At 68.1% G+C, this 24394-nt stretch carries 14 protein-coding genes and 3 rRNA genes; 11 read left to right on the forward strand and 6 right to left on the reverse strand.

From position 1 onward, the window contains the following. Window positions 1-56 precede the first annotated feature (56 nt). The 3 genes from OOJ98_RS02215 to OOJ98_RS02225 all read left to right on the forward strand — a co-directional run bounded on the left by OOJ98_RS02215 (window position 57) and on the right by OOJ98_RS02225 (window position 4436). Entirely contained in the window at window positions 57-1016 is a 960-nt protein-coding gene (locus tag OOJ98_RS02215; RefSeq protein WP_267052907.1) for a cation diffusion facilitator family transporter, read from the forward strand. A 629-nt stretch (window positions 1017-1645) separates the two neighbouring features. Further along, window positions 1646-3109 carry an adenosylhomocysteinase gene (gene ahcY, locus OOJ98_RS02220; protein WP_267052908.1) on the forward strand — a complete coding sequence of 488 codons (1464 nt, stop codon included), beginning with the start codon at window positions 1646-1648 and terminating at the stop codon, window positions 3107-3109. Window positions 3110-3815: 706 nt separating this feature from the next. After that, window positions 3816-4436 (forward strand): hypothetical protein, encoded by a 621-nt coding sequence (locus OOJ98_RS02225; protein ID WP_267052909.1) that lies wholly within the window; start codon window positions 3816-3818, stop codon window positions 4434-4436. 389 nt (window positions 4437-4825) lie between these two features. On the opposite strand, the gene OOJ98_RS02230 is transcribed toward OOJ98_RS02225, so the two are convergent. Continuing rightward, window positions 4826-5998: an RDD family protein gene (locus OOJ98_RS02230; protein ID WP_267052910.1), complete on the reverse strand. Its 1173-nt coding sequence runs from the start codon at window positions 5996-5998 to the stop codon at window positions 4826-4828. Between the two features lie 127 nt (window positions 5999-6125). Between OOJ98_RS02230 and OOJ98_RS02235 the strand changes: the two genes are divergently transcribed. The 4 genes from OOJ98_RS02235 to rrf all read left to right on the forward strand — a co-directional run bounded on the left by OOJ98_RS02235 (window position 6126) and on the right by rrf (window position 12870). Beyond that, window positions 6126-7133 carry a stage II sporulation protein M gene (locus OOJ98_RS02235; RefSeq protein ID WP_267052911.1) on the forward strand — a complete coding sequence of 336 codons (1008 nt, stop codon included), beginning with the start codon at window positions 6126-6128 and terminating at the stop codon, window positions 7131-7133. A gap of 603 nt (window positions 7134-7736) precedes the next feature. Further along, a 16S ribosomal RNA gene (locus OOJ98_RS02240) occupies window positions 7737-9262 on the forward strand. Between the two features lie 276 nt (window positions 9263-9538). Continuing rightward, window positions 9539-12664 (forward strand): 23S ribosomal RNA (locus OOJ98_RS02245). 89 nt (window positions 12665-12753) lie between these two features. Beyond that, window positions 12754-12870 (forward strand): 5S ribosomal RNA (rrf, locus tag OOJ98_RS02250). Together the 16S, 23S and 5S rRNA genes form the textbook arrangement of a ribosomal RNA operon. 166 nt (window positions 12871-13036) lie before the next feature. Here rrf and OOJ98_RS02255 read toward each other — a convergent pair. The 5 genes from OOJ98_RS02255 to OOJ98_RS02275 are packed head-to-tail and all read right to left on the reverse strand — an operon-like array spanning window position 13037 to window position 18468. Then, window positions 13037-14347 (reverse strand): DUF58 domain-containing protein, encoded by a 1311-nt coding sequence (locus OOJ98_RS02255; protein ID WP_267052912.1) that lies wholly within the window; start codon window positions 14345-14347, stop codon window positions 13037-13039. Window positions 14348-14356: 9 nt separating this feature from the next. Next, the gene (locus OOJ98_RS02260; RefSeq protein ID WP_267052913.1) at window positions 14357-15340 is read right to left on the reverse strand and encodes a MoxR family ATPase; all 984 of its coding nucleotides are present in this window, start codon (window positions 15338-15340) and stop codon (window positions 14357-14359) included. Further along, complete coding sequence (locus tag OOJ98_RS02265) at window positions 15337-16527, reverse strand: DUF4350 domain-containing protein (protein ID WP_267052914.1); 1191 nt, start codon at window positions 16525-16527, stop codon at window positions 15337-15339. The genes OOJ98_RS02260 and OOJ98_RS02265 overlap by 4 nt, the downstream gene beginning before the upstream one ends. Further along, a complete protein-coding gene (locus tag OOJ98_RS02270; RefSeq protein ID WP_267052915.1) occupies window positions 16524-17213 on the reverse strand; it encodes a DUF4129 domain-containing protein in 690 nt (229 codons plus the stop codon). Before OOJ98_RS02270 ends, OOJ98_RS02265 begins: the two co-directional genes overlap by 4 nt. 4 nt (window positions 17214-17217) lie before the next feature. Then, on the reverse strand, window positions 17218-18468 hold the full coding sequence (locus OOJ98_RS02275; RefSeq protein ID WP_267052916.1) for a glycerophosphoryl diester phosphodiesterase membrane domain-containing protein: 1251 nt from the start codon (window positions 18466-18468) through the stop codon (window positions 17218-17220). A 156-nt stretch (window positions 18469-18624) separates the two neighbouring features. On the opposite strand from OOJ98_RS02275, the gene mtnA reads away from it, so the two are divergent. From mtnA to OOJ98_RS02295, 4 genes are all read left to right on the forward strand, one after another. Further along, window positions 18625-19773, forward strand: a complete 1149-nt coding sequence (gene mtnA / locus OOJ98_RS02280) for an S-methyl-5-thioribose-1-phosphate isomerase (RefSeq protein ID WP_267052917.1) — start codon at window positions 18625-18627, stop codon at window positions 19771-19773. Between the two features lie 4 nt (window positions 19774-19777). Further along, entirely contained in the window at window positions 19778-20467 is a 690-nt protein-coding gene (gene mtrA, locus OOJ98_RS02285) for a two-component system response regulator MtrA (protein ID WP_189389435.1), read from the forward strand. 10 nt (window positions 20468-20477) lie between these two features. Then, window positions 20478-22481, forward strand: coding sequence for an MtrAB system histidine kinase MtrB (mtrB, locus tag OOJ98_RS02290; RefSeq protein ID WP_267052918.1), 2004 nt, complete (start codon window positions 20478-20480; stop codon window positions 22479-22481). A gap of 82 nt (window positions 22482-22563) precedes the next feature. Beyond that, entirely contained in the window at window positions 22564-24390 is a 1827-nt protein-coding gene (locus OOJ98_RS02295; protein WP_267055475.1) for an LpqB family beta-propeller domain-containing protein, read from the forward strand. The last annotated feature ends 4 nt before the right edge of the window (window positions 24391-24394 follow it).

A 24394-nucleotide genomic window follows, 5' to 3' on the forward strand; every position in this document is an offset into this window, starting at 1 on the left:
CCTGCCATCGGCCGGCCCCCGCCGATGGCAACCGACGAAGGGAAGACGGCACCTCCATGAGCGCGTCAGGCGGAACCAAGGCCATCGTGGCGGCACTGAGCGCCAACCTCGCCATCGCGGTGGCGAAGTTCGTGGCGTTCCTGTTCAGCGGTTCGTCGTCGATGCTCGCGGAGAGCGTCCACTCGCTCGCCGACTCGGGCAACCAGGGCCTGCTGCTGCTCGGCGGCAAGAAGGCCAAGCGCGAGGCGACACCCCAACACCCCTTCGGCTACGGGCGCGAGCGCTACATCTACGCGTTCCTCGTCTCGATCGTGCTGTTCTCGGTGGGCGGCATGTTCGCGGTCTACGAGGGCTACGAGAAGATCAAGCACCCGCACGCCATCGAGGCCTGGTACTGGCCCGTCGGCGTCCTGGTCTTCGCGATCATCGCGGAGGGCTACTCGTTCCGTACGGCGATCAAGGAGTCCAACGTCACCAGGGGCCGGCTCTCCTGGAAGGAGTTCATCCGCCGCGCCAAGGCACCCGAACTCCCCGTCGTCCTCCTGGAGGACTTCGGCGCCCTGATCGGCCTGGTCCTCGCCCTCTTCGGCGTCGGCCTCGCCCTGCTCACGGACAACGGCGTCTGGGACGGCATCGGCACGCTGTGCATCGGCATCCTGCTCATCCTGATCGCCCTCATCCTCGCCGCGGAGACCAAGTCGCTGCTGCTCGGGGAGTCGGCGGGCACGGAAGAGGTGGAGAAGATCCAGGCCGCGATCGTGGCCGGCTCCGAGGTGACCTCCGTCATCCACATGCGCACGCTCCATCTCGGCCCCGAGGAACTCCTGGTCGCCGCCAAGATCGCCGTGCAGCACGACGACACCGCCCAGGAGATCGCCACGGCCATCAACGCGGCCGAGGCCCGCATCCGCGCGGCCGTCCCGATCGCCCGCGTCATCTACCTCGAACCGGACATCTACAACGCCGAGGAAGCCGCAGCCGGCCCCGACCCGGCCGCCACCCCGGGCGGCCGCTGAGACCCGCCGCTCCGGCGCGGCCGGGGGCCCGGCCGCGCCGGACGTCGCCACGGCCGGCTCCGGCTCCGGCTTCGGACCTGGCCGCCACTGGCGACGTGCCCGGCGTTCAGGATGTGGCTGACCAACCGTCCGCCGAACTCGACGGCGACCCTCGCGGGCGGTGCGGCGAACCCGGCAGCGACGCCTTCGTCGAGCAGATCCGAGCACTGGCCGCTGACAGCGACGAGGGCGTGCGCGAGGAAGCCCGCCGGATGATGGCAGCGCACCCCCCCGCACGACCGCTGAATCCCCAGCCGCCTCGCCCCGCCTCCGGAGCCGGGACCCGTCGCGGCACGCCACGCCCATCGGGAAGCCGGGGCGAGCCGAGCCGGGGCGTGCCGCGGCACCGAACAGGTCAAGCCTTTCACCGGGGACGCTGGGGCCCACTGGGCCGATCGGTGTAGATTCGTGACCAGAGCCAGACGTCGCTGCTGATGGCGGTCGGTCGGTAACCCCTGCGGGTCCGGCCGAGGGAGAGAGGGCCTCCGACGGACTGCGCTGCGAGCGCGTTCGGGCACCTTCATGCCTGCCGCCGCCCGCAGACCAGCCGTACCCACCCTCGACACCCCATCAACGAGGAGCAGCTCACCATGACGACTGACGCCACCGGCGCCGGCCAGGACTTCAAGGTCGCCGACCTCTCCCTCGCCGCCTTCGGCCGCAAGGAGATCACCCTCGCCGAGCACGAGATGCCCGGCCTGATGTCGATCCGCAAGGAGTACGCCGCCACGCAGCCGCTGGCCGGCGCCCGCATCACCGGCTCCCTGCACATGACCGTGCAGACCGCCGTCCTGATCGAGACTCTGGTCGCCCTCGGCGCCGACGTCCGCTGGGCCTCCTGCAACATCTTCTCCACCCAGGACCACGCCGCCGCGGCCATCGCCGTGGGCCCGAACGGCACCCCGGACGCCCCCGCCGGCGTCCCGGTCTACGCCTGGAAGGGCGAGACGCTCGAAGAGTACTGGTGGTGCACGGAGCAGGCGCTGACCTGGCCGAACACCCCCACCGGCGGCCCGAACATGATCCTGGACGACGGCGGCGACGCCACCCTCCTGGTACACAAGGGCGTCGAGTTCGAGAAGGCCGGCGCGGCCCCGGACCCCTCGACGGCGGACTCCGAGGAGTACGCCCACATCCTCACCCTGCTGAACCGCACCCTGGGTGAGAACCCCCAGAAGTGGACCCAGCTCGCCTCGGAGATCCGCGGCGTGACGGAGGAGACCACCACCGGCGTCCACCGTCTCTACGAGATGATGCGCGACGGCGACCTCCTCTTCCCGGCGATCAACGTGAACGACGCCGTGACGAAGTCGAAGTTCGACAACAAGTACGGCTGCCGCCACTCCCTCATCGACGGCATCAACCGCGCCACCGACGTCCTCATCGGCGGCAAGACCGCGGTCGTCTGCGGCTACGGCGACGTCGGCAAGGGCTGCGCCGAGTCCCTGCGCGGCCAGGGTGCGCGGGTGATCATCACCGAGATCGACCCGATCTGCGCGCTTCAGGCGGCGATGGACGGCTACCAGGTCACGACCCTGGACGAGGTCGTCGACAAGGCCGACATCTTCATCACCACGACCGGCAACAAGGACATCATCATGGCCGCCGACATGGCCAAGATGAAGCACCAGGCGATCGTCGGGAACATCGGCCACTTCGACAACGAGATCGACATGGCCGGCCTGGCCAAGATCCCGGGCATCGTCAAGGACGAGGTCAAGCCCCAGGTGCACACCTGGACGCACGCCGACGGCAAGGTCCTGATCGTCCTGTCCGAGGGCCGTCTGCTGAACCTCGGCAACGCGACGGGTCACCCCTCCTTCGTCATGTCGAACTCCTTCGCGGACCAGACCCTGGCCCAGATCGAGCTGTTCACCAAGCCGTCCGAGTACCCCACCGACGTGTACGTGCTGCCCAAGCACCTCGACGAGAAGGTCGCCCGCCTCCACCTGGCGTCGCTCGGCGTGAAGCTGACCGAGCTCCGCCCGGAGCAGGCGGCGTACATCGGCGTCGAGGTCGAAGGCCCGTACAAGCCGGACCACTACCGCTACTGACCGACCCCAGGCCATCCAGGCCTTCCGGGCAGACCGCAGCCACCCTCCCCTCCACCCCGCCCGGGTGGGGGCGGAGCCGGTGCCCGCAGTCCCCGGTGCTTGCAGGCCTGTCCGGTAGAGCTCCGGCCGGGCCTGCAGTCCCATCCGGACAGGGCGCTCTGCAGTGACTGTGGTCCCGGTCGGGTCAGGGATTCGAGCGGGTTCCTGTGGCCCAGGGCCAGGCGAGGACTCGGGCCGGTGTCTGCAGCCCAGATCCGATGCAGGATCCGAGCCGGTACTCGCAGTCCCGGCCCGGGTGCGGATCCGGGGTGGTGTTTGCAGTCCCAGCCTGGGTACGGGTTCTGGCCGATGCCTGCAGGCACCGCCTGGACGGGGACCCGGTGGCGATGGGTCGCTCGGCCAGCACAGGGTGTCGGACGCTTCGAGGCCACCCGTTGTCCGGATGCTTAGCGGCAGCGGCAGCGGCATCTGCACCGGCCATCGGGCTACGACCCACTGGGCCGGGGCGCGGGGAGACGAGCCATCAGGCCATCGGGTCCCGCAACGCCCGCAGGAGGCGAGCAGCCCGCCGGCATAGGAGCAGGCCCCCGCACCCCCGTGCCGGGGGCCTGCTCGTACCGACCGCTCCTGCTACTGCCACCAACACCACCACCAGCGCCACCGACCCACCGAGTCAGCGCCCGACTCCCGAGGACCTCAAGACCCCATGCCCCGCGGCCGTTATTCGCTTCACGATCCCCACGACCACACCCCTCTCGGCGAAGAACACTTCCACTGCGCGCCCGGCCCCTCCGGCTGGCGCTACGTCTCCCAGCTCATCACTCCCTCCGGAGACCAGACGGGCTCCGTAGATCTCGCACTCGACGAACTCGGCCGCCCCATCCGCCTCGAACTCCATGCCGGCGGCTGGCAGGTGCGAGGCGCCGCGCTCGACGGCGTCACCTGGGTCCGTACGGACCCGTCCGGGGTTCACGCCACCGAAGGCAATGTCGGCGCTCATGCCTTCGCGGCCGGCTCCCCCTCGTTCCTCGTCGCCACCTCCCGTCTGTTGCGGCTCACCCCCCAGTCCCCGACGACGCGCGTCCGCCTCGTCCTCTTCACGGACCCGGTCCTCGCCCCCCGGACGATCGACCAGTCCTGGGCCCTGATGAAAAGTGAAGCGCACGCCACTGACAATGGCCCCCTGATCGTGGACGAATACCAGGTCAACGCCCTGGACACGGGCGAACAGCACACCGTCCACATCGCCGGAGACGTCGTGCTCGCGGCGCCCGGGATCGAGTTGGAAGCCCTGGAATCCCCGCCCTCGACGTTCCCCACGCCCTGACCCCGCGACGGCGTGGCGGACGCCGTACAACCGCTCGACATAGGGCAGTTGAGGCGCGCCACCCACCCGAGGTCGCTCGACGCACGAGACACACCGGCCCGGCGGCGCGCGAAAGCTGCTCCAGCTCGACAGAGCGCCGCGTCAGCGCAACCCGACTCCCCTCGATCGCACCACGAGCCGATCTGCGCACGCGGCCCGCACCCACGTCCGGGTCGAGCAGCACCAACGCCCTTCACTGGAACCCGACTTCGGGGCCGGTCTCGGGGTGGCCGGAACAATGACATCCGCCGCCCCACCCTGCCGACGGCAAACCTCCCAGCCTGCGATGGTCCCCTGAGCCACGCCAGCCCCCGCTCCATCGCATCCACGCGCGAGCCAACCCGCGACCGCTAAGCAGGCGGCGCGAACCCCGTCGAACGGGTCGGCTCCCCAGCCCGGCCCGCTCCCTCGACACCCGGCGCCTGCGCACCCGCCGCCCCAGCAAGCGGAGTTGAGGCGGACGCAGCAACCGCCCCCTCGACGGAAGCGTCAGCCGGAGAGCCGCCCGGAGCGGGAGCGGGAGCCGTTGCCGGAGCCGAAACGCCGCCCGGGGTGTGAGCCGGAGCCCAACCCGGCGCAGGGGCAGGCCCTGAGAGGCCAGGCGCCGGCGTCCAGCCCGGCGCCGCACCCGAAGCCACGTACCCGGAGGGAACCCCCGGGCCACCCGTCGGCGCGCTCACCCCAAAACCCGAAGCCGGGGCCGAAGCCGAAGCCGAAGCGGGACCGTAGACCGAAACGGGAACTCCCGCCCTCCCGCCACCGGCGACAACCCCCCGCCCGGCGAACGCCCGGCGCGCATCCCGAGCCTGCCGCTCGCTCACCACGGCGGCCAGGTACGCGGCCGGCTGCACCCCGTCGGGGCGCGGCGCCCCGGTACGGGCCGACAAGTCCTCGGCGAGCCGCGTCGCCATCGTCCAGCCGACCTGCGGATCGAGCTGTCGCATACGCATCAGGTACTGCCGCACCGCAAGCCACAGCTCGTCGGGCACCCGCGAGAGGTCCAATGAGGCGAAACGTCCCACCAGCCACGGAGGCGGAGGCGGAACAGCCCCGGCCGACCCCGACGAGACCCGCTCGCGCACGACCAGCGTCCCCGCGAACACGTCACCGATCCGCCGCCCCCGCTCGGAAACGAGCGAAGCGACGCACGCCACGACACCGAAGGTCATCAGGATCTCGACGACCGCCATGGCCCCACGCATCAGCGCGTGCCGGAACCGGATCGGCCCGCCGTCGTCCCGCACGACCCGGAGCCCGCAGGCGAGCTTGCCCAGGGACCGCCCGTGGCTCAGCGTCTCGACCGCGATCGGCGCCCCCACCAGCACCAACAGGAACAAGGCCACAGCGATCGCGGCCCGCGCGGCGGAATCCATGGAGGCGGTGGCGAACAACATCACCAGCGAGATCGCTATATACGCCGCCCACACCACCGCCAGGTCGATCACCAACGCCATCGCCCGACTCGGCAACCGCGCGGGCCGCAGCCCCAGTACGACCGCATCTCCCGTGACCAGCGCGCTCACCGATACCCCACCCTCCGCAGACGACGACCTTCCACACCCCTTAGAGCCCCCAGTCTGCCAAGCTGACCCGCAGCGCGCCGCAGTAGTACGGACCGTCCGCACCCAGTGCCTGGAGCAGCAGCAGAACATGGACCTCGACGTCTTCGTGACCGCCCACCACGCGGAGTGGGACCGCCTCGAACACCTCCTGCACCGAAGCCGCCGCCTCACGGGCGCCGAAGTGGACGAACTCGTCACGCTCTACCAGCGCACCTCCACCCACCTCTCCCTCATCCAGTCCACCGCCCCGGACCCCCTCCTCACGACCCGCCTGACGCAGCTGGTCGCCCGCGCGCGCTCCACCGTCACCGGCACCCGCCGCGCGACCTGGCGCGATGCCGCACGCTTCTTTACGGAGGGCTTCCCCGCGGCGGTCTACCGCTCGCGACGGTGGTGGATACCCGCAGCCCTGATATCGGTCGCGGTCGCTGTGGTCATCGGCTGGTGGATCGGCGCGCACCCCGAGGTGCAGTCCTCCATCGCCGCCCCCGACGCGCTGCGTCAGATGACCAGACCGGGCGGCGAGTACGAGACGTACTACTCGAGCCACCCGGCCGGCTCCTTTGCCGCACAGGTATGGACGAACAACGCCCAGGCGGCAGCCATGTGCCTCGTCCTGGGCGCGTTCCTCGGCATCCCGGTCCTGTGGATCCTCTTCCTCAACATGCTCAACCTGGGCGTGGGCATCGGCCTCATGTCCTCGGCCGGCCGCCTCGACACCTTCCTCGGCCTGATTCTTCCGCACGGCCTCCTGGAGCTGACCGCGGTGTTCGTCGCCGCCGGTACGGGCATGCGCCTCGGGTGGACCGTCATCGACCCGGGCCCGCGCACCCGCCGTGCGGCGCTCGCCGAGCGGGGCCGCGCGGCCGTGGGCATGGCCATCGGCCTGGCCCTGGTCCTGTTCGTCTCCGGCCTCATCGAAGGCTTCGTCACCCCCTCCGGCCTGCCGACCTGGGCCCGCATCACTTTGGGCGTCGCCGCCGAGGCGGCCTTCCTCGTGTACGTATACGTCCTCGGAGGCCGAGCCGTCCGTGCGGGCGAGCTCGGCGACGTCGAGGAGGCCGCCCGCAGCGCCGAACTCCCCACGGCCGCGTGATGTGCGGGCGCGCCCTCTGACCTGCTACTGTCCTCTTCGCCCACAAAAATCGTTGACACGGTTCGCGTGGGGAGGTAGATTCAAACGGTTGCCTGAACTGGACAAGTTCGGGGACGCTGACTAACATCTCTCTCGCTCTCACCGGAAATAACCTTTCCCGTGATGAGCCATTTCGATTGATTATTCGAAGCCAGTGAAGCCGATTCGGTCGGCGGAAATGCTTCTGATAGAGTCGGAATCGCCGAAAAGAAAAACGCGAAAGCGAAGAACTCAAGGCGAACCCCAATTCGACGGGGAATCGGACACGAAAGAGTCTGATAGAGTCGGAAACACGAAATACCGAAGGGAAGCGCCCGGAGGAAAGCCCGAGAGGGTGAGTACAAAGGAAGCGTCCGTTCCTTGAGAACTCAACAGCGTGCCAAAAGTCAACGCCAGATTGACAACCCCGTCTCCACTTCGGTGGGACGAGGTTCCTTTGAAAAGTCCTGCACGCCCTTGTGGTGGGCAGGCAATTACACAGCGAGGACGCTGTGGACGGGCCGCCTTATTCCGGTGGTTCCGTCCCGCTCTTACGTGATGTGTGCACCCGATTACGGGTAAACATTCATGGAGAGTTTGATCCTGGCTCAGGACGAACGCTGGCGGCGTGCTTAACACATGCAAGTCGAACGATGAAGCCCTTCGGGGTGGATTAGTGGCGAACGGGTGAGTAACACGTGGGCAATCTGCCCTTCACTCTGGGACAAGCCCTGGAAACGGGGTCTAATACCGGATAACACTCCTCAGGGCATCTTGAGGGGTTAAAAGCTCCGGCGGTGAAGGATGAGCCCGCGGCCTATCAGCTTGTTGGTGGGGTAATGGCCTACCAAGGCGACGACGGGTAGCCGGCCTGAGAGGGCGACCGGCCACACTGGGACTGAGACACGGCCCAGACTCCTACGGGAGGCAGCAGTGGGGAATATTGCACAATGGGCGAAAGCCTGATGCAGCGACGCCGCGTGAGGGATGACGGCCTTCGGGTTGTAAACCTCTTTCAGCAGGGAAGAAGCGAAAGTGACGGTACCTGCAGAAGAAGCGCCGGCTAACTACGTGCCAGCAGCCGCGGTAATACGTAGGGCGCAAGCGTTGTCCGGAATTATTGGGCGTAAAGAGCTCGTAGGCGGCTTGTCACGTCGGATGTGAAAGCCCGGGGCTTAACCCCGGGTCTGCATTCGATACGGGCTAGCTAGAGTGTGGTAGGGGAGATCGGAATTCCTGGTGTAGCGGTGAAATGCGCAGATATCAGGAGGAACACCGGTGGCGAAGGCGGATCTCTGGGCCATTACTGACGCTGAGGAGCGAAAGCGTGGGGAGCGAACAGGATTAGATACCCTGGTAGTCCACGCCGTAAACGTTGGGAACTAGGTGTTGGCGACATTCCACGTCGTCGGTGCCGCAGCTAACGCATTAAGTTCCCCGCCTGGGGAGTACGGCCGCAAGGCTAAAACTCAAAGGAATTGACGGGGGCCCGCACAAGCAGCGGAGCATGTGGCTTAATTCGACGCAACGCGAAGAACCTTACCAAGGCTTGACATATACCGGAAACGGCTAGAGATAGTCGCCCCCTTGTGGTCGGTATACAGGTGGTGCATGGCTGTCGTCAGCTCGTGTCGTGAGATGTTGGGTTAAGTCCCGCAACGAGCGCAACCCTTGTTCTGTGTTGCCAGCATGCCCTTCGGGGTGATGGGGACTCACAGGAGACTGCCGGGGTCAACTCGGAGGAAGGTGGGGACGACGTCAAGTCATCATGCCCCTTATGTCTTGGGCTGCACACGTGCTACAATGGCCGGTACAAAGAGCTGCGATGCCGCGAGGCGGAGCGAATCTCAAAAAGCCGGTCTCAGTTCGGATTGGGGTCTGCAACTCGACCCCATGAAGTCGGAGTTGCTAGTAATCGCAGATCAGCATTGCTGCGGTGAATACGTTCCCGGGCCTTGTACACACCGCCCGTCACGTCACGAAAGTCGGTAACACCCGAAGCCGGTGGCCCAACCCCTTGTGGGAGGGAGCTGTCGAAGGTGGGACTGGCGATTGGGACGAAGTCGTAACAAGGTAGCCGTACCGGAAGGTGCGGCTGGATCACCTCCTTTCTAAGGAGCACAGCACCGTCTGCAGACAAATGTTCTGCACGGTCAGCTCATGGGTGGAACGTTGACTATTCGGCACGATTCTTCAAGGTCACTAGTACTGCTTCGGCGTGGAACGTGAACCAGGGAGGATCGGGCCGGGCACGCTGTTGGGTATCTGAAGGTACGGGCTTAACCGCCTGGTCTTCGGTCGCCGGCCCCAGTGAACTCCACTGAATGGTGGGGGTGATGGGTGGTTGGTCGTTGTTTGAGAACTGCACAGTGGACGCGAGCATCTGTGGCCAAGTTTTTAAGGGCGCACGGTGGATGCCTTGGCACCAGGAACCGATGAAGGACGTGGGAGGCCACGATAGTCCCCGGGGAGCCGTCAACCAGGCTTTGATCCGGGGGTTTCCGAATGGGGAAACCCGGCAGTCGTCATGGGCTGTCACCCATACCTGAACACATAGGGTATGTGGAGGGAACGAGGGGAAGTGAAACATCTCAGTACCCTCAGGAAGAGAAAACAACCGTGATTCCGGGAGTAGTGGCGAGCGAAACCGGATGAGGCCAAACCGTATGCGTGTGATACCCGGCAGGGGTTGCGCATGCGGGGTTGTGGGATCTCTCTTTCACAGTCTGCCGGCTGTGAGGCGAGTCAGAAACCGTTGATGTAGGCGAAGGACATGCGAAAGGTCCGGCGTAGAGGGTAAGACCCCCGTAGCTGAAACATCAACGGCTCGTTTGAGAGACACCCAAGTAGCACGGGGCCCGAGAAATCCCGTGTGAATCTGGCGGGACCACCCGCTAAGCCTAAATATTCCCTGGTGACCGATAGCGGATAGTACCGTGAGGGAATGGTGAAAAGTACCGCGGGAGCGGAGTGAAATAGTACCTGAAACCGTGTGCCTACAAGCCGTGGGAGCGTCGCTGTGTGTGCTTGCACATACAGTCGTGACTGCGTGCCTTTTGAAGAATGAGCCTGCGAGTTAGCGGTGTGTAGCGAGGTTAACCCGTGTGGGGAAGCCGTAGCGAAAGCGAGTCCGAATAGGGCGATTGAGTTGCACGCTCTAGACCCGAAGCGGAGTGATCTAGCCATGGGCAGGTTGAAGCGGCTGTAAGAGGTCGTGGAGGACCGAACCCACCAGGGTTGAAAACCTGGGGGATGACCTGTGGTTAGGGGTGAAAGGCCAATCAAACTCCGTGATAGCTGGTTCTCCCCGAAATGCATTTAGGTGCAGCGTCGTGTGTTTCTTGCCGGAGGTAGAGCACTGGATAGGCGATGGGCCCTACCGGGTTACTGACCTTAGCCAAACTCCGAATGCCGGTAAGTGAGAGCACGGCAGTGAGACTGTGGGGGATAAGCTCCATGGTCGAGAGGGAAACAGCCCAGAGCATCGACTAAGGCCCCTAAGCGTACGCTAAGTGGGAAAGGATGTGGAGTCGCAGAGACAACCAGGAGGTTGGCTTAGAAGCAGCCACCCTTGAAAGAGTGCGTAATAGCTCACTGGTCAAGTGATTCCGCGCCGACAATGTAGCGGGGCTCAAGCGTACCGCCGAAGTCGTGTCATTCCAGCACATACCCCCAACGGGGGCTGGGATGGGTAGGGGAGCGTCGTGTGCCGGGTGAAGCTGCAGCGGAAGCTAGTGGTGGACGGTTCACGAGTGAGAATGCAGGCATGAGTAGCGATACACACGTGAGAAACGTGTGCGCCGATTGACTAAGGGTTCCTGGGTCAAGCTGATCTGCCCAGGGTAAGTCGGGACCTAAGGCGAGGCCGACAGGCGTAGTCGATGGACAACCGGTTGATATTCCGGTACCCGCTTTGAAACGCCCAATACCGAGCCCATTAATGCTAAGGCCGTGAAGCCGCCCTGATCTCTTCGGAGTTGAGGGGAGTGGTGGAGCCGCCGACCCAAGGTGGTAGTAGGTAAGCGATGGGGTGACGCAGGAAGGTAGTCCAACCCGGGCGGTGGTTGTCCCGGGGTAAGGGTGTAGCCCGTCATCTAGGCAAATCCGGATGACATATAAGGGTGAGACCTGATGCCGAGCCGATTGTGGTGAAGTGGATGATCCTATGCTGTCGAGAAAAGCCTCTAGCGAGTTTCATGGCGGCCCGTACCCTAAACCGACTCAGGTGGTCAGGTAGAGAATACCGAGGCGTTCGGGTGAACTATGGTTAAGGAACTCGGCAAAATGCCCCCGTAACTTCGGGAGAAGGGGGGCCATCACCGGTGATGAGATTTACTCTCTGAGCTGGGGGTGGCCGCAGAGACCAGCGAGAAGCGACTGTTTACTAAAAACACAGGTCCGTGCGAAGCCGTAAGGCGATGTATACGGACTGACGCCTGCCCGGTGCTGGAACGTTAAGGGGACCGGTTAGTGACCTTTCGGGGTTGCGAAGCTGAGAACTTAAGCGCCAGTAAACGGCGGTGGTAACTATAACCATCCTAAGGTAGCGAAATTCCTTGTCGGGTAAGTTCCGACCTGCACGAATGGCGTAACGACTTCTCGACTGTCTCAACCATAGGCCCGGTGAAATTGCACTACGAGTAAAGATGCTCGTTTCGCGCAGCAGGACGGAAAGACCCCGGGACCTTTACTACAGTTTGATATTGGTGTTCGGTTCGGCTTGTGTAGGATAGGTGGGAGACTTTGAAGCGGCCACGCCAGTGGTTGTGGAGTCGTCGTTGAAATACCACTCTGGTCGTGCTGGATGTCTAACCTCGGTCCGTGATCCGGATCAGGGACAGTGTCTGATGGGTAGTTTAACTGGGGCGGTTGCCTCCTAAAGAGTAACGGAGGCGCCCAAAGGTTCCCTCAGCCTGGTTGGCAATCAGGTGTTGAGTGTAAGTGCACAAGGGAGCTTGACTGTGAGACCGACGGGTCGAGCAGGGACGAAAGTCGGGACTAGTGATCCGGCGGTGGCTTGTGGAAGCGCCGTCGCTCAACGGATAAAAGGTACCCCGGGGATAACAGGCTGATCTTCCCCAAGAGTCCATATCGACGGGATGGTTTGGCACCTCGATGTCGGCTCGTCGCATCCTGGGGCTGGAGTCGGTCCCAAGGGTTGGGCTGTTCGCCCATTAAAGCGGTACGCGAGCTGGGTTTAGAACGTCGTGAGACAGTTCGGTCCCTATCCGCTGCGCGCGCAGGAACATTGAGAAGGGCTGTCCCTAGTACGAGAGGACCGGGACGGACGAACCTCTGGTGTGCCAGTTGTCCTGCCAAGGGCATGGCTGGTTGGCTACGTTCGGAAAGGATAACCGCTGAAAGCATCTAAGCGGGAAGCCTGCTTCGAGATGAGTGTTCCCACCTCCTTGAGAGGGTAAGGCTCCCAGCAGACGACTGGGTTGATAGGCCAGATGTGGAAGCCCGGTAACGGGTGGAGCTGACTGGTACTAATAGGCCGAGGGCTTGTCCTCAGTTGCTCGCGTCCACTGTGTTTGTTCTGAAGCAATGAACTCCCGCATGCCCTCTGGGTGTGTGCCGGTCGAGTTCAACTTCATAGTGTTTCGGTGGTCATAGCGTTAGGGAAACGCCCGGTTACATTCCGAACCCGGAAGCTAAGCCTTTCAGCGCCGATGGTACTGCAGGGGGGACCCTGTGGGAGAGTAGGACGCCGCCGAACAAATTTTAGGGGAAAGCCCCGCACCAGATCCGTTTAGACGGGTCACGGTGCGGGGCTTTTTCGCGTTCGCCTGCTGCGGATGCTCATGAAGGACCTATATACAAAAGGGGGCTGCCGACTCTTCCGAGTCGGCGGCCCCCTTTTGTATGGATCCTCTCCGTCCCGGCTACAGCCGGCCCGCCGCCTTCAGTTCGAGATAGGCGTCGGCCAGGGCGGGGGCCAGTTGCTCCGGGGTGGCGTCAACGACGGTGACGCCGTGGCGCATCAGTTTCTCTGCAGTGCGACGGCGCTGTTCCTGGGTCTGACCGGCCGCTGCGGATTCGTAGACGGCGTCCACATTGCCGCGGCCCGCCGCCATCCGCTCGATGTGGGGATCGGCCACCGACGCGACCAGGACGGTGTGGCGCCGGGTCAGCTGTGGCAGAACCGGGAGCAGGCCCTCTTCGGTCGCCGCGGTGTCCAGGCTGGTCAGCAGGACGATCAACGACCTGCGAGGGGCGTGGGTCAGGGCTGCCGCGCTAAGACCACGCGCGTCCGTCTCGATCAGCGAGGGTTCGAGCGTGGCCATGGCGTTGACGAGGGCCGGCAGGAGCTCGCCCGTGGCTCGGCCCTGCACCTGGGCGCGAACCCGGCGGTCGTAGGCGAGCAGGTCGACGCGGTCGCCGGCTCGGGACGCGAGGGCGGCGAGGAGCAGACCGGCGTCCATGGAGGCGTCGAGCCGAGGGACGTCGCCGACGCGGCCCGCCGCCGTGCGGCCGGTGTCGAGGACGATCAGGACGTGGCGGTCGCGCTCCGGACGCCAGGTGCGTACGGCGACATTGCCCTGGCGGGCGGTGGCACGCCAGTCGATGGAGCGGGTGTCGTCGCCCGGAACGTACTCGCGGAGGCTGTCGAACTCGGTGCCTTCACCACGGGTCAGCACACTGGTGCGGCCGTCGAGTTCACGGAGCCGGGCCAGCCGGGACGGCAGGTGTTTGCGGCTGGTGAACGGCGGCAGAACGCGGACGGACCAGGGCACCTCGTGGCTGCCCTGGCGGGCGGCCAGGCCGAGGGGGCCGTACGAGCGGACCGTGACGCGGTCCGCGTGGCGGTCGCCGCGACGGGTCGGCTGCAACACCGTGGATATGCGCCTGCGTTCACCGGCCGGGACTGTCAACTCGCGGCGAGACACGACTTCTTCCGCACCCGCGGGCCAACTGCTGGGCGGCCAGGCGTCTCTGAGCTGGGCGCGGAGCCGGCGCGGCGACGGGTTGGTGACGGTGAGGGCCACTTCGGCCGCGTCACCGAGTCGAACTGACGTATCACCAGTTCGAGTGAACTGGAGCTTTCGCACTGGCGCGGCGCAGGCGTAGTCGCACAGAATTGCGAGTGCAAGGGGGGCGTTGACCGCCAGCATTCCGGTCCAGCCCGGGGCGAAGGCGCCGATCGGGACGGACCCGAGGGCGGCCAGGAGTGCTGAGCGTCCGGTGAGGGCCATGGCGTCGCCTCAGCGGGGCACGGGGACGTGGGCGAGGACCGAGGTGATGACGGAGTCGGCGGTGACACCCTCCATCTCCGCCTCGGGGCGCAGGTGGATGCGGTGGCGAAGGGTGGGCAGGGCCAGGGCCTTCACATCGTCGGGGATGACGTAGTCCCGGCCGGTGAGCCAGGCCCAGGCGCGGGCGGTGGAGAGCAGGGCAGTGGCGCCTCGGGGGGAGACTCCGAGGCTGAGCGAGGGGGATTCACGCGTGGCACGACAGATATCGACGACGTAGCCGGTGATCTCTGCCGAGACCGAGGTCTTGGCCACGGCGGCACGGGCGGCTTCGAGGTCGGCGGGGCCGGCGACGGGGCGTATGCCTGCTGCCGCGAGGTCGCGGGGGTTGAAGCCGTCCGCGTGGCGAGAGAGCACGTTTATCTCGTCCTGGCGTGAGGGCAGCGGAACCGTCAACTTCAGCAGGAAGCGGTCCAGTTGGGCTTCGGGCAGGGGATACGTGCCCTCGTACTCGACCGGGTTCTGGGTGGCGGCCACCAGGAACGGGTCGGGCAGCAGGCGGGGGGTTCCGTCGACCGTGACCTGACGCTCCTCCATCGCTTCGAGGAGGGACGACTGGGTCTTGGGCGGGGTGCGGTTGATCTCGTCCGCGAGCAGCAGATTGGTGAAGACCGGACCGGGCTGGAAGGAGAACTCCGAAGAGCGGGCGTCATAGATCAGGGAGCCGGTGACGTCGCTCGGCATCAGGTCGGGGGTGAACTGGACGCGCTTGGTGTCGAGTTCGAGGGACGCGGCCAGGGCGCGCACCAAGAGGGTCTTGGCGACGCCGGGCACACCTTCGAGCAGCACGTGGCCGCGGCAGAGGAGGGCGACGACGAGGCCGGTGACGGCGGAGTCCTGGCCGACCACGGCCTTGGAGATCTCGGCGCGCAGGGCTTCGAGGGAAGCGCGGGCGCTGTCCGGGTTCGCTGCGGTCTCCGGGGTGCGGTCGCTCATGAAGTGCGTACCTCTCTTTCGAGGGCGTCAAGTTCGTCCGCGAGGCGGACAAGTGCGGTGTCGTCGGCCGGTGTCGGGCCGAAGAGCAGGGAAAGGGGGTCGCGGCCGGCTGCGGGGAGCCGGGCGGAGACGGCCGGCACGAGTACCTCGGGGGAGTGCGCCGCCGAAGAGGACACGCCCAGGAGGGGCGCCAGCCGGGCGCGGGTGGTCGCGCGGAGGGTGTCGGCGGCGCGGTCGCGTGCGTTCGCCTTGCGGTAGAGCCGGGCGCGGCCCTCCGTCGCCTCGGAAGCGCGGATGGCGACCGGGAGGTGTTCGGTGACGAGGGGGCCGAGGCGGCGGGCTCGCCAGAGGGCGGCGAGCACGGCGGCGAGGGCGAGTTGGAGGGTGGCCCAGCGCCATCCGGACGGGATCAGATCGAAGAACGAGCGGTGGCCGCCGTCGGTGGCCGACGTGTCACCCAGTGAGGGGAGGTACCAGACCAGATGCTGACGAGTGCCGAGCAGTTGGAGGGCGAGCGAGGCGTTGCCCTCTTCGTCGAGACGGTGGTTGAAGAGAACGTCGGGGGCGCCGAGCAGGACGGTGTCGCCCCGGCCCGGGGCGGGGACGGTCAGCAAGGTGGGAAGACCGTCGACCGGGTAGCAGCCGGGGTTGTCGTCGTCCGGGGTGGAGTAGCGGATTCCGCCGGCATCGGCGCGGCCCGCTCGGTCGGCGACGGGCTCGGAGCAGCCGGGGTCACGCGGCTTGACGGGGGCGGAGCCCTCGGAGCGTACGCCGGGGGCGAGGGTGCCGAGGGACGGCGATTCGGGGGCTACGAGGACGGTGCGGCCTCCGGAGCCGGCGGTGGCCGCGCGGAGCCGGTGCTGCTGGCTCTCGGTGAGGAGGTCGGGGACAGTGATCAGGAGGGTGGTGTCGGGCCCGGCTGCGGCGGTCGCCTCGTCGAGCGTGCTGACCACGCGGGTGGAGACGCCCTGGCCCTTGAGGAGTTGGGCGACGGCACGGCTGCCGTACTCGTCGGGGGAGCGCGGGTCGAGGCTGCCGTGCCGGCTGTCGGAGTGCATCGCGGCGAGAGTGATGCCTCCGGCGATCAGGACGGCGAGGGCGAGCAGGAGTCCGCGGGTGCGGGTCCACAGGTGCCGGGGTGTGGCCGCCATCGAGGTGGTGGCGGGGGCGGCCGTGGTGGCGGTCATCCGGCGGCTCCCCGGGCGGCGTCGCTCAGTGCGGGCTTGGTGCGTTCGAGATCGTGGTCGAGGTCGCGCAGCGCCAGGTACGCGGTCTCGTCGGCGGTGCGGCCGCCGTATGTGACGTCGTCGAACGTGCGGGCCGCCGCGCGCAGGCGGTCCGCGTGGGCGGGGAGCGGGCGGCCGGCTTCCGCGGCTGCCTCATCGGCGGTGCGACCGGGGCGCGGGTCGAGCAGGGCGCGTTCCTCGAGGGAGCGGACGATGGCGCGCATCCGTTCCTGGACCGCGTCGTTCCAGCGGCGGGCGGCGGCATGCGTGTCGGCGGCGGCGCGGTGTTCGGCGGCGCTGCGCGGGCGGTCGTCGAAGATGGTGCCGCCGGTGGTGAAGGCGCGTTGCGGTGTGCCGAGCCGCCACCACAGCGCGCCGATCAGCGCCAGGACGGCGACGACGATGACGACCAGGCCGAGCGGACCGCCGGGGGTGGCGCCGGATGCCGAGTCGAAGAGCGAGCCGATCCAGTCCCAGAACTTGTTCATGGCTCGCTGGAGGAGGCTCGGGTCGTGCTGGTGGTATGCCGGATCGGACAGTTCGCGGTGCGCGGCCTCGCGGGCCGCGTCGCGCGGAACGTCCACCGGCGGGCCGTCGGATGCTGCGCCGAGCAGTCGTGCCGTTATGAAGCCCCCCGCTTCTGACACTGCATCAGCTCCCGGGGTTGGCGTGACCGGGAACGCCTGCGGCGCGGGCCAGTTCGAGGTCGAGGGCCTCGCGGCGGATGCGCTGGTCGATGTAGAGCAGCGCGGTCACGCCGCCGACGAGGGGATAGGTGACCGCCGACGCGATCACGCCCCCGATGCCGGAGACGATCAGGTAGGACCAGCCGAAATCAGGGGTGCTGCCGTTGAGGATGGAGTCGAAGGAGCTGCTGTCCAGCGCCATCGCGATCGCGGTGAAGGGCAGCGCGATGATCATGGCGACGATCATCGACAGGAGCCACGCCAGCATGCTGATGCCGAAGATGCGCCACCAGGAGCCGTTGGTCAGCTTGGCGGAGCGGCGCAGGGACTGTCCGATGCCCTGACGTTCCAGCATCAGGGCTGGCCCCGCGAAGATGAAGCGGATGTACAGCCAGAGGGTGACGGCACAGGCGGCGAGGCCGCCGAGCGCGGCGAGTGCGGCACCGCCGCCCCCGCCCAGGAGCACCCCGGGAAGGACACCGACGGCGGTGATCGCGCCGAACATGACGATCAGCAGGCCGAGCAGACCGCACAGGCTCAGCAGACGCGGGCGCGCCTCGGCCCAGGTGTCACCCAGGGTCGTCGGCCGGCCCAGTACGGAGCGGCTGGCCACCAGGGCCAGGACGGCCGTCGTCAGCAGCGTGGCGAGCTGACCGATGATCAGGGGCGGCGTCAGGCTGAGCAGGCTCGACTGCATCGAGTCCAGGGCCTGGTTGACGGCCTCGGTGCCGGTGGCGTGGGGGTCGATCGTGGTGGGCTCCGGCAGCAGGAACCGGGTGGCGGCGAGCTGCGCGACCTCGGCGACCACGGCCACCGCCAGCGTCAGGCCGAGCACGGTGCGCCAATGGGCCCGCGCGGTGGAGACGGCGCCGTCGAGGATCTCGCCGACCCCCAGCGGGCGCAGCGGGATGACTCCGGGCTTGGCGGCGGGGAGGCCGCCGTAGTTCTGGTTCCAGTTGGTGCCCGGAGGCCGCCCCTGTCCGGGGACCGGGCCCCAGCCGCCGGGCCCCTGCTGGGGGCCGGGCCGGCCGGGAGGCCCCGGCGTGGGCGTCGGGCCCTGCCCGGGGGAGGACCACTGGGCGGCCGGGGGCTGGTTCTGGGACCACTTCGAGGAGGCGTGGGCCCGCTCCGGCGGCTCGGAGACCGGGGGCTTGCCGGAGTTCTCGCCGTCGGAAGGGGCAGATCCGGGCGAGGCCCAGCCCGGAGAGTCGTTCACGGTCGTCCACCTCGTGGATTTGGTCGCGGAACCGGCTCTGCGAGCCGATTCCTTCGGGTTGGCTGCCATCGTGCCATGTGGATCCCGGCCATGGACGGGCCCCTGTATCTCGTTCGCACCTTCATTTGTCGGTGGCTCACGGGGCAGACTGGGCGAATGGCTGATCAGGACGTGCGAACGACCATGGGGCCCGGACCTTCGGGGATACCTTCGCTGCGCTGGGACGAGCCGCCGGAGGGCCCCGTGCTGGTCCTCCTGGACCAGACCCGGCTGCCCGCCGAGGAGGTGGAGCTGGTCTGCACCGACGTGCCGGGCCTGGTGCGGGCCATCCAGACCCTGGCGGTACGCGGGGCGCCGCTGCTCGGTCTCGCGGGGGCGTACGGGGTGGCGCTGGCCGCGGCGCGCGGCTATGACGTGGACGAGGCCGCGGAGCACCTCGCCGGGGCGCGGCCCACCGCCGTCAACCTCGGCTACGGGGTGCGGCTGGCGGCCGGGGCGTACCGGACCGCGATCGAGAAGGGCGCCGGGACGGCCGAGGCCGGGGCGGCGGCGCTCGCCGCGGCCAAGGAGCTGCACCGGACGGACGCCGAGGGCAGCGTGCGGATGGCCCGGCACGGGCTAGCGCTGCTCGACGAGCTGCTGCCGGGCGGAAGTCACCGCGTCCTCACCCACTGCAACACCGGCAGGCTGGTCTCCGGCGGCGAGGGCACGGCGTTCGCGGTCGCCCTGGCCGCGCACCGGGCGGGCCGTCTGCGGCGGCTGTGGGTCGACGAGACACGGCCGCTGCTGCAGGGCGCGCGGCTGACGGCGTACGAAGCCGCGGGGAGCGGAATGGCGTACAGCCTGCTGAGCGACAATGCGGCCGGGTCGCTGTTCGCGGCGGGTGAGGTGGATGCTGTCCTCATCGGAGCCGATCGAATAGCCGCCGATGGCTCGGTGGCGAACAAGGTGGGAAGCTATCCGCTCGCCGTGCTCGCCAAGTACCACCACGTGCCGTTCATCGTGGTCGCACCGGTCACCACGGTGGACCTCCACACCCCTGACGGCGCCTCGATCGAGGTCGAGCAGCGTCCCGGCCAGGAGGTGACGGAGTTCACTGCCCCGCAGATCCCGGGGGGTGTCTGGGGGTCCGGTTCAGGACTCCCGGTGGCACCGCTGGGGACGCAGGCGTACAACCCCGCCTTCGATGTGACACCGCCGGAACTGGTCACGGCGATCGTCACTGAGGAGGGTGTCCTGTCCCCCGTGACAGGCGGCGGGCTGAGGGAGCTGTGTGCCAGGTCACGCCAGGTAACGATTAGCTAATGGGATGATGACGTTTATGAAGGGACGCGTCCTTGTCGTCGACGACGACACCGCACTGGCCGAGATGCTCGGCATTGTGTTGCGTGGAGAAGGTTTTGAGCCGTCGTTCGTAGCGGATGGCGACAAGGCACTGGCGGCATTCCGTGACGCCAAGCCCGACCTGGTGCTGCTCGATCTCATGCTGCCCGGACGGGACGGCATCGAGGTCTGCAGGCTGATCAGGGCCGAGTCGGGTGTGCCGATCGTCATGCTCACCGCGAAGAGCGACACCGTGGACGTGGTGGTCGGCCTGGAGTCCGGGGCCGACGACTACATCGTGAAGCCGTTCAAGCCGAAGGAGCTGGTAGCCCGGATCCGGGCCCGGCTGCGCAGGTCCGAGGAGCCGGCGCCCGAGCAGCTCGCCATCGGCGATCTGGTGATCGACGTGGCCGGCCACTCGGTGAAGCGGGACGGGCAGTCGATCGCGCTGACCCCGCTCGAGTTCGACCTGCTGGTCGCACTCGCCCGCAAGCCGTGGCAGGTGTTCACTCGAGAGGTGCTCCTCGAGCAGGTCTGGGGCTACCGCCACGCGGCCGACACCCGCCTGGTCAACGTGCATGTCCAGCGGCTCCGCTCGAAGGTCGAGAAGGACCCCGAGCGGCCGGAGATCGTAGTGACCGTCCGTGGAGTCGGTTACAAGGCAGGACCGAGCTGAGATGACCCACATGGCTGGGCGCAAGACGTCCTGGGGCGGCCGGTTGCTCCAGGACGGAGCGCCCGGCGGTCCGGTGCTGCGGCTCGTCGTGCGCTGGCTGCGGCGTCCGCTGCTGCCCGCCGCGCGGCTGTGGCGGCGCAACATCCAACTGCGGGTGGTCGCCACCACCCTGCTCATGTCGCTCGGCGTGGTCGTGCTGCTCGGCTTCGTCGTCATCGGCGCGGTCCGCAACGGCCTCCTCGAAACCAAGGAGAAGGCGGCGGAGAGCCAGTCCGCGGGCGGGTTCGCGGTGGCGAAGGACAAGGTGGGCACCCCCGTCTCGTCCGGTTCCGACGACCCCGCGTCGGGCGGGCGCGGCTCCGGCTCCTCGGTGAGCTGGCGCAACGACCTGGTGACCCAGCTCGCCAGCAGCGGCCAGGGCGCCTTCTACGTCGTCGCCCTCGGCTCGGCCTCGTCCGACTCGGCGTCCAGCAACCGCGGGCCGCGCGCCTCCGGGTACGTCGATCCCCGGGCGAGCGTTCCGCAGAGCCTGCGGGACGACGTCGACGCGGGTACCGGCGCGTTCAAGACGTACACCTCGATCAAGTTCACCGACGGCCAGGAGGCCGAGCCCGGCCTCGTGGTGGGCACCCGGCTCAAGGACGTCGACGGGCAGTCCTACCAGCTGTACTACCTCTTCCCGCTGGCCCAGGAGGAGAAGTCGCTCACCCTCGTCAAGACGACCCTGGCCACCGCCGGTCTCTTCGTCGTGGTGCTGCTCGGAGCGATCGCCTGGCTCGTGGTGCGCCAGGTGGTGACGCCGGTGCGGATGGCGGCCGGAGTGGCCGAGCGGCTCTCCACGGGCGTCCTCAGAGAGCGCATGAAGGTCACCGGCGAGGACGACATCGCCCGGCTCGGCGAGGCCTTCAACAAGATGGCGCAGAACCTCCAGGTCAAGATCAACCAGCTGGAGGAGCTGTCGCGGATGCAGCGGCGGTTCGTCTCCGACGTGTCGCACGAGCTGCGCACCCCCCTGACGACCGTGCGGATGGCCGCCGACGTCATCCATGAGGCACGGGTCGACTTCGACCCGGTCACGGCGCGCTCGGCCGAGCTGCTCGCCGGGCAGCTCGACCGGTTCGAGTCGCTGCTCGCCGACCTCCTGGAGATCAGCCGGTTCGACGCGGGCGCGGCGGCCCTGGAGGCCGAGCCGATAGACCTGCGCCAGGTCGTACGCCGCGTCATCGAGGGCGCCGAGCCGCTCGCCGAGCGCAAGGGCACCCGGATACGCGTCTCCGGCGACGAACAGCCCGTGGTCGCCGAGGCCGACGCCCGCCGGGTCGAGCGCGTGCTGCGCAACCTGGTGGTCAACGCGGTCGAGCACGGCGAGGGCCAGGACGTCGTGGTGCGGCTCGCGGCGGCCGGCGGCGCCGTCGCCGTCGCCGTGCGGGACTACGGCGTGGGGCTCAAGCCCGGCGAGGCCACCCGGGTCTTCAACCGCTTCTGGCGGGCCGATCCGGCCCGCGCCCGCACCACCGGCGGCACCGGCCTCGGCCTGTCGATCGCCGTCGAGGACGCCCGGCTGCACGGCGGCTGGCTCCAGGCCTGGGGCGAGCCGGGCGGCGGCTCCCAGTTCCGTCTGACGCTGCCGCGCACCGCCGACGAGCCCCTGCGCGGGTCACCGATACCCCTGGAGCCCGAGGACTCGCGGGCCGCCCGCGAACGAGCCAGGACCGAGGCCACCGCCGGGCAGACGCAGGGCAACCGGCTCTCCACCGTGCCGACGCCGCGCCTGGACCGTTCCACGCTGCCGGTGCCGCCCAGCGCCCCCGCGCGCCCGCGCACCACGGGGCCCGCGGCGAGCCCGGCCGGGCTCCCCGGCGGCGGCGGGGCCCGGGTGGTGGGCCACTTCGGCGAGCCGGAACCGGGCGCGCGTCCCGGCGCCGAACGCCCGGACGACACGGCGCGCGAGATGCTCGCCGAGACCAGTGAGCACGAGACCAGCGAGCAGGAGGGATCGGCCCGTGGGCGCTGACCGGGGGAGGGCCCGCGGCAAGCTGCTGGGGCCCGTGGTGGTGCTGGGCTGCGGCTCGCTGCTGGTCTCGGGCTGTGCGTCCATGCCGAGCAGCGGCGACGTGCACTCCGTCTCCGCGTCGCAGCGGGCCGACTCGCAGGTGCAGGTGTACGCCGTGCCGCCGCGCCCCGGCGCCGAGCCCAACGAGATCGTCGCCGGCTTCCTCGAAGCGATGACCAGCGACGACCCGCAGTTCGCGATGGCCCGCCAGTATCTGACCGTGAAGGCGGCGAAGGACTGGCAGGCCGACCAGGTCACCGTCCTGGCCGAAGGCCCCGACCCGCAGCCCAACCGGACCGGTGACCGGGGCGCCGACTCGACCGGATTCACGTTCACGCTCTCCGGCAAGACCATCGCGACCGTCGACAAGCAGCGCGCCTACCAGCCGGCAAAGCCGCAGGAGCCCTACAGCCAGACCATTCACCTGGTGCGGCAGAGCGGCCCGGACGGCACCGGCAAGGAGTGGCGCATCGACGCGCTGCCGGAGGGTCTGCTCCTTGGCCAGTCCGACTTCCAGCGCATCTACCGTTCCGTCAACAAGTACTACTTCGCGGCGGGGCAGGACCGTCTCGTCGCGGACCCGGTGTACGTGCGTCAGCGCACCGACCCCGAGACGCAGATGAACCTCATCACGCAGACGGTCCAGTCGGTCCTCGACGGCCCCACCCGATGGCTCGAACCCGTCGTCACCTCGAAGTTTCCTTCGGGAACGGCGTTGAAGGGCGACACCAAGTCCCTTGCCTTCGACGACCGCAACGCGCTGAAGATCCCGCTGAACGAGCGGGCCTCCAACGCCGGTGAGGCGCTGTGCAAGCGGATGGCCGCGCAGCTGCTGTTCACCTTGCGGGATCTGACGACGACCCGGGTCGGCTCGGTGGAGCTCGACCGGGCCAACGGGTCCCAGCTGTGCGTGCTCAGCGGCGACCAGGCCGAGACGTACGCGCCCGACCGCATGTCGACCAGCCCCGGCCAGTACTTCGTGGACGCCGGCGGCCATGTCGAGCGCATGCGCGCCGACGCGGGTTCGGACGGTTCGGGCGGTCCCGCGCACGGGGCGAGCGGCCCCGACGACGGTGACGGCTCCGACGACTCGGTGGTGACGGAGCCGGTGCAGGGCCCGTTCGGCAAGGGCACGCAGCAGGTCCGTACGGTCGCGGTCTCGCGGGACGAGAAGCGCGCGGCCGGGGTGTCGACGGACGGCAAGTCGCTGTTCGTGGCTCCGCTCGCGGCGGGCGGCGAACTGGTCCGTACGTCGGTGACCAGCGCCGACAAGGACGCCAACGGGGGCCTTTCGGCGCCGAGTTGGGACGGCCGCGGCGATCTGTGGGTGGCGGACCGCGATCCGGCCAAGCCGCGGCTGCTGCGTCTCGCGCAGGGCGCGGGGCAGCCCCAGGTGGTCGATGTCGCCGGGCTCGGCGAGGGCCGCATCCAGCAGGTGCGCATGTCGGCCGACGGGGTGCGGGCGGCCCTGCTCGTCCTTCAGGGCGGGCGTACGACGCTGCAGATAGGCCGCGTCGAGCGCAGTGACGACGGCGCCAACAGTGTGCTCTCGGTCGTCGGACTGCGGCCCGCCGCACCGCAGATGGAGGACGTGGCCGCGGTGTCCTGGGCCGGGCGCAGCCGTCTCGTCGTCGTCGGCAAGGAGGTCGGCGGGGTCTCGCAGCAGTTGCGCTATGTGCAGACGGACGGCTCCACCTCCGCGGCGGGCACCCTGCCGAGCGTCAACAAGGTGACGGACGTGGCCGCCACGGACGACGACCGCATGCCTCTGGTGGCGCACTCGCAGGAGGACGGCATCGTCCGGCTGCCGCCGGGAGCGAACTGGAAGACCGCCGTCAAGAAGGGCTCCGCGCCGGCCTATCCCGGCTGAGCCG

Source organism: Streptomyces sp. NBC_00083 (genome assembly GCF_026343295.1).
Taxonomy (GTDB): Bacteria; Actinomycetota; Actinomycetes; order Streptomycetales; family Streptomycetaceae; genus Streptomyces.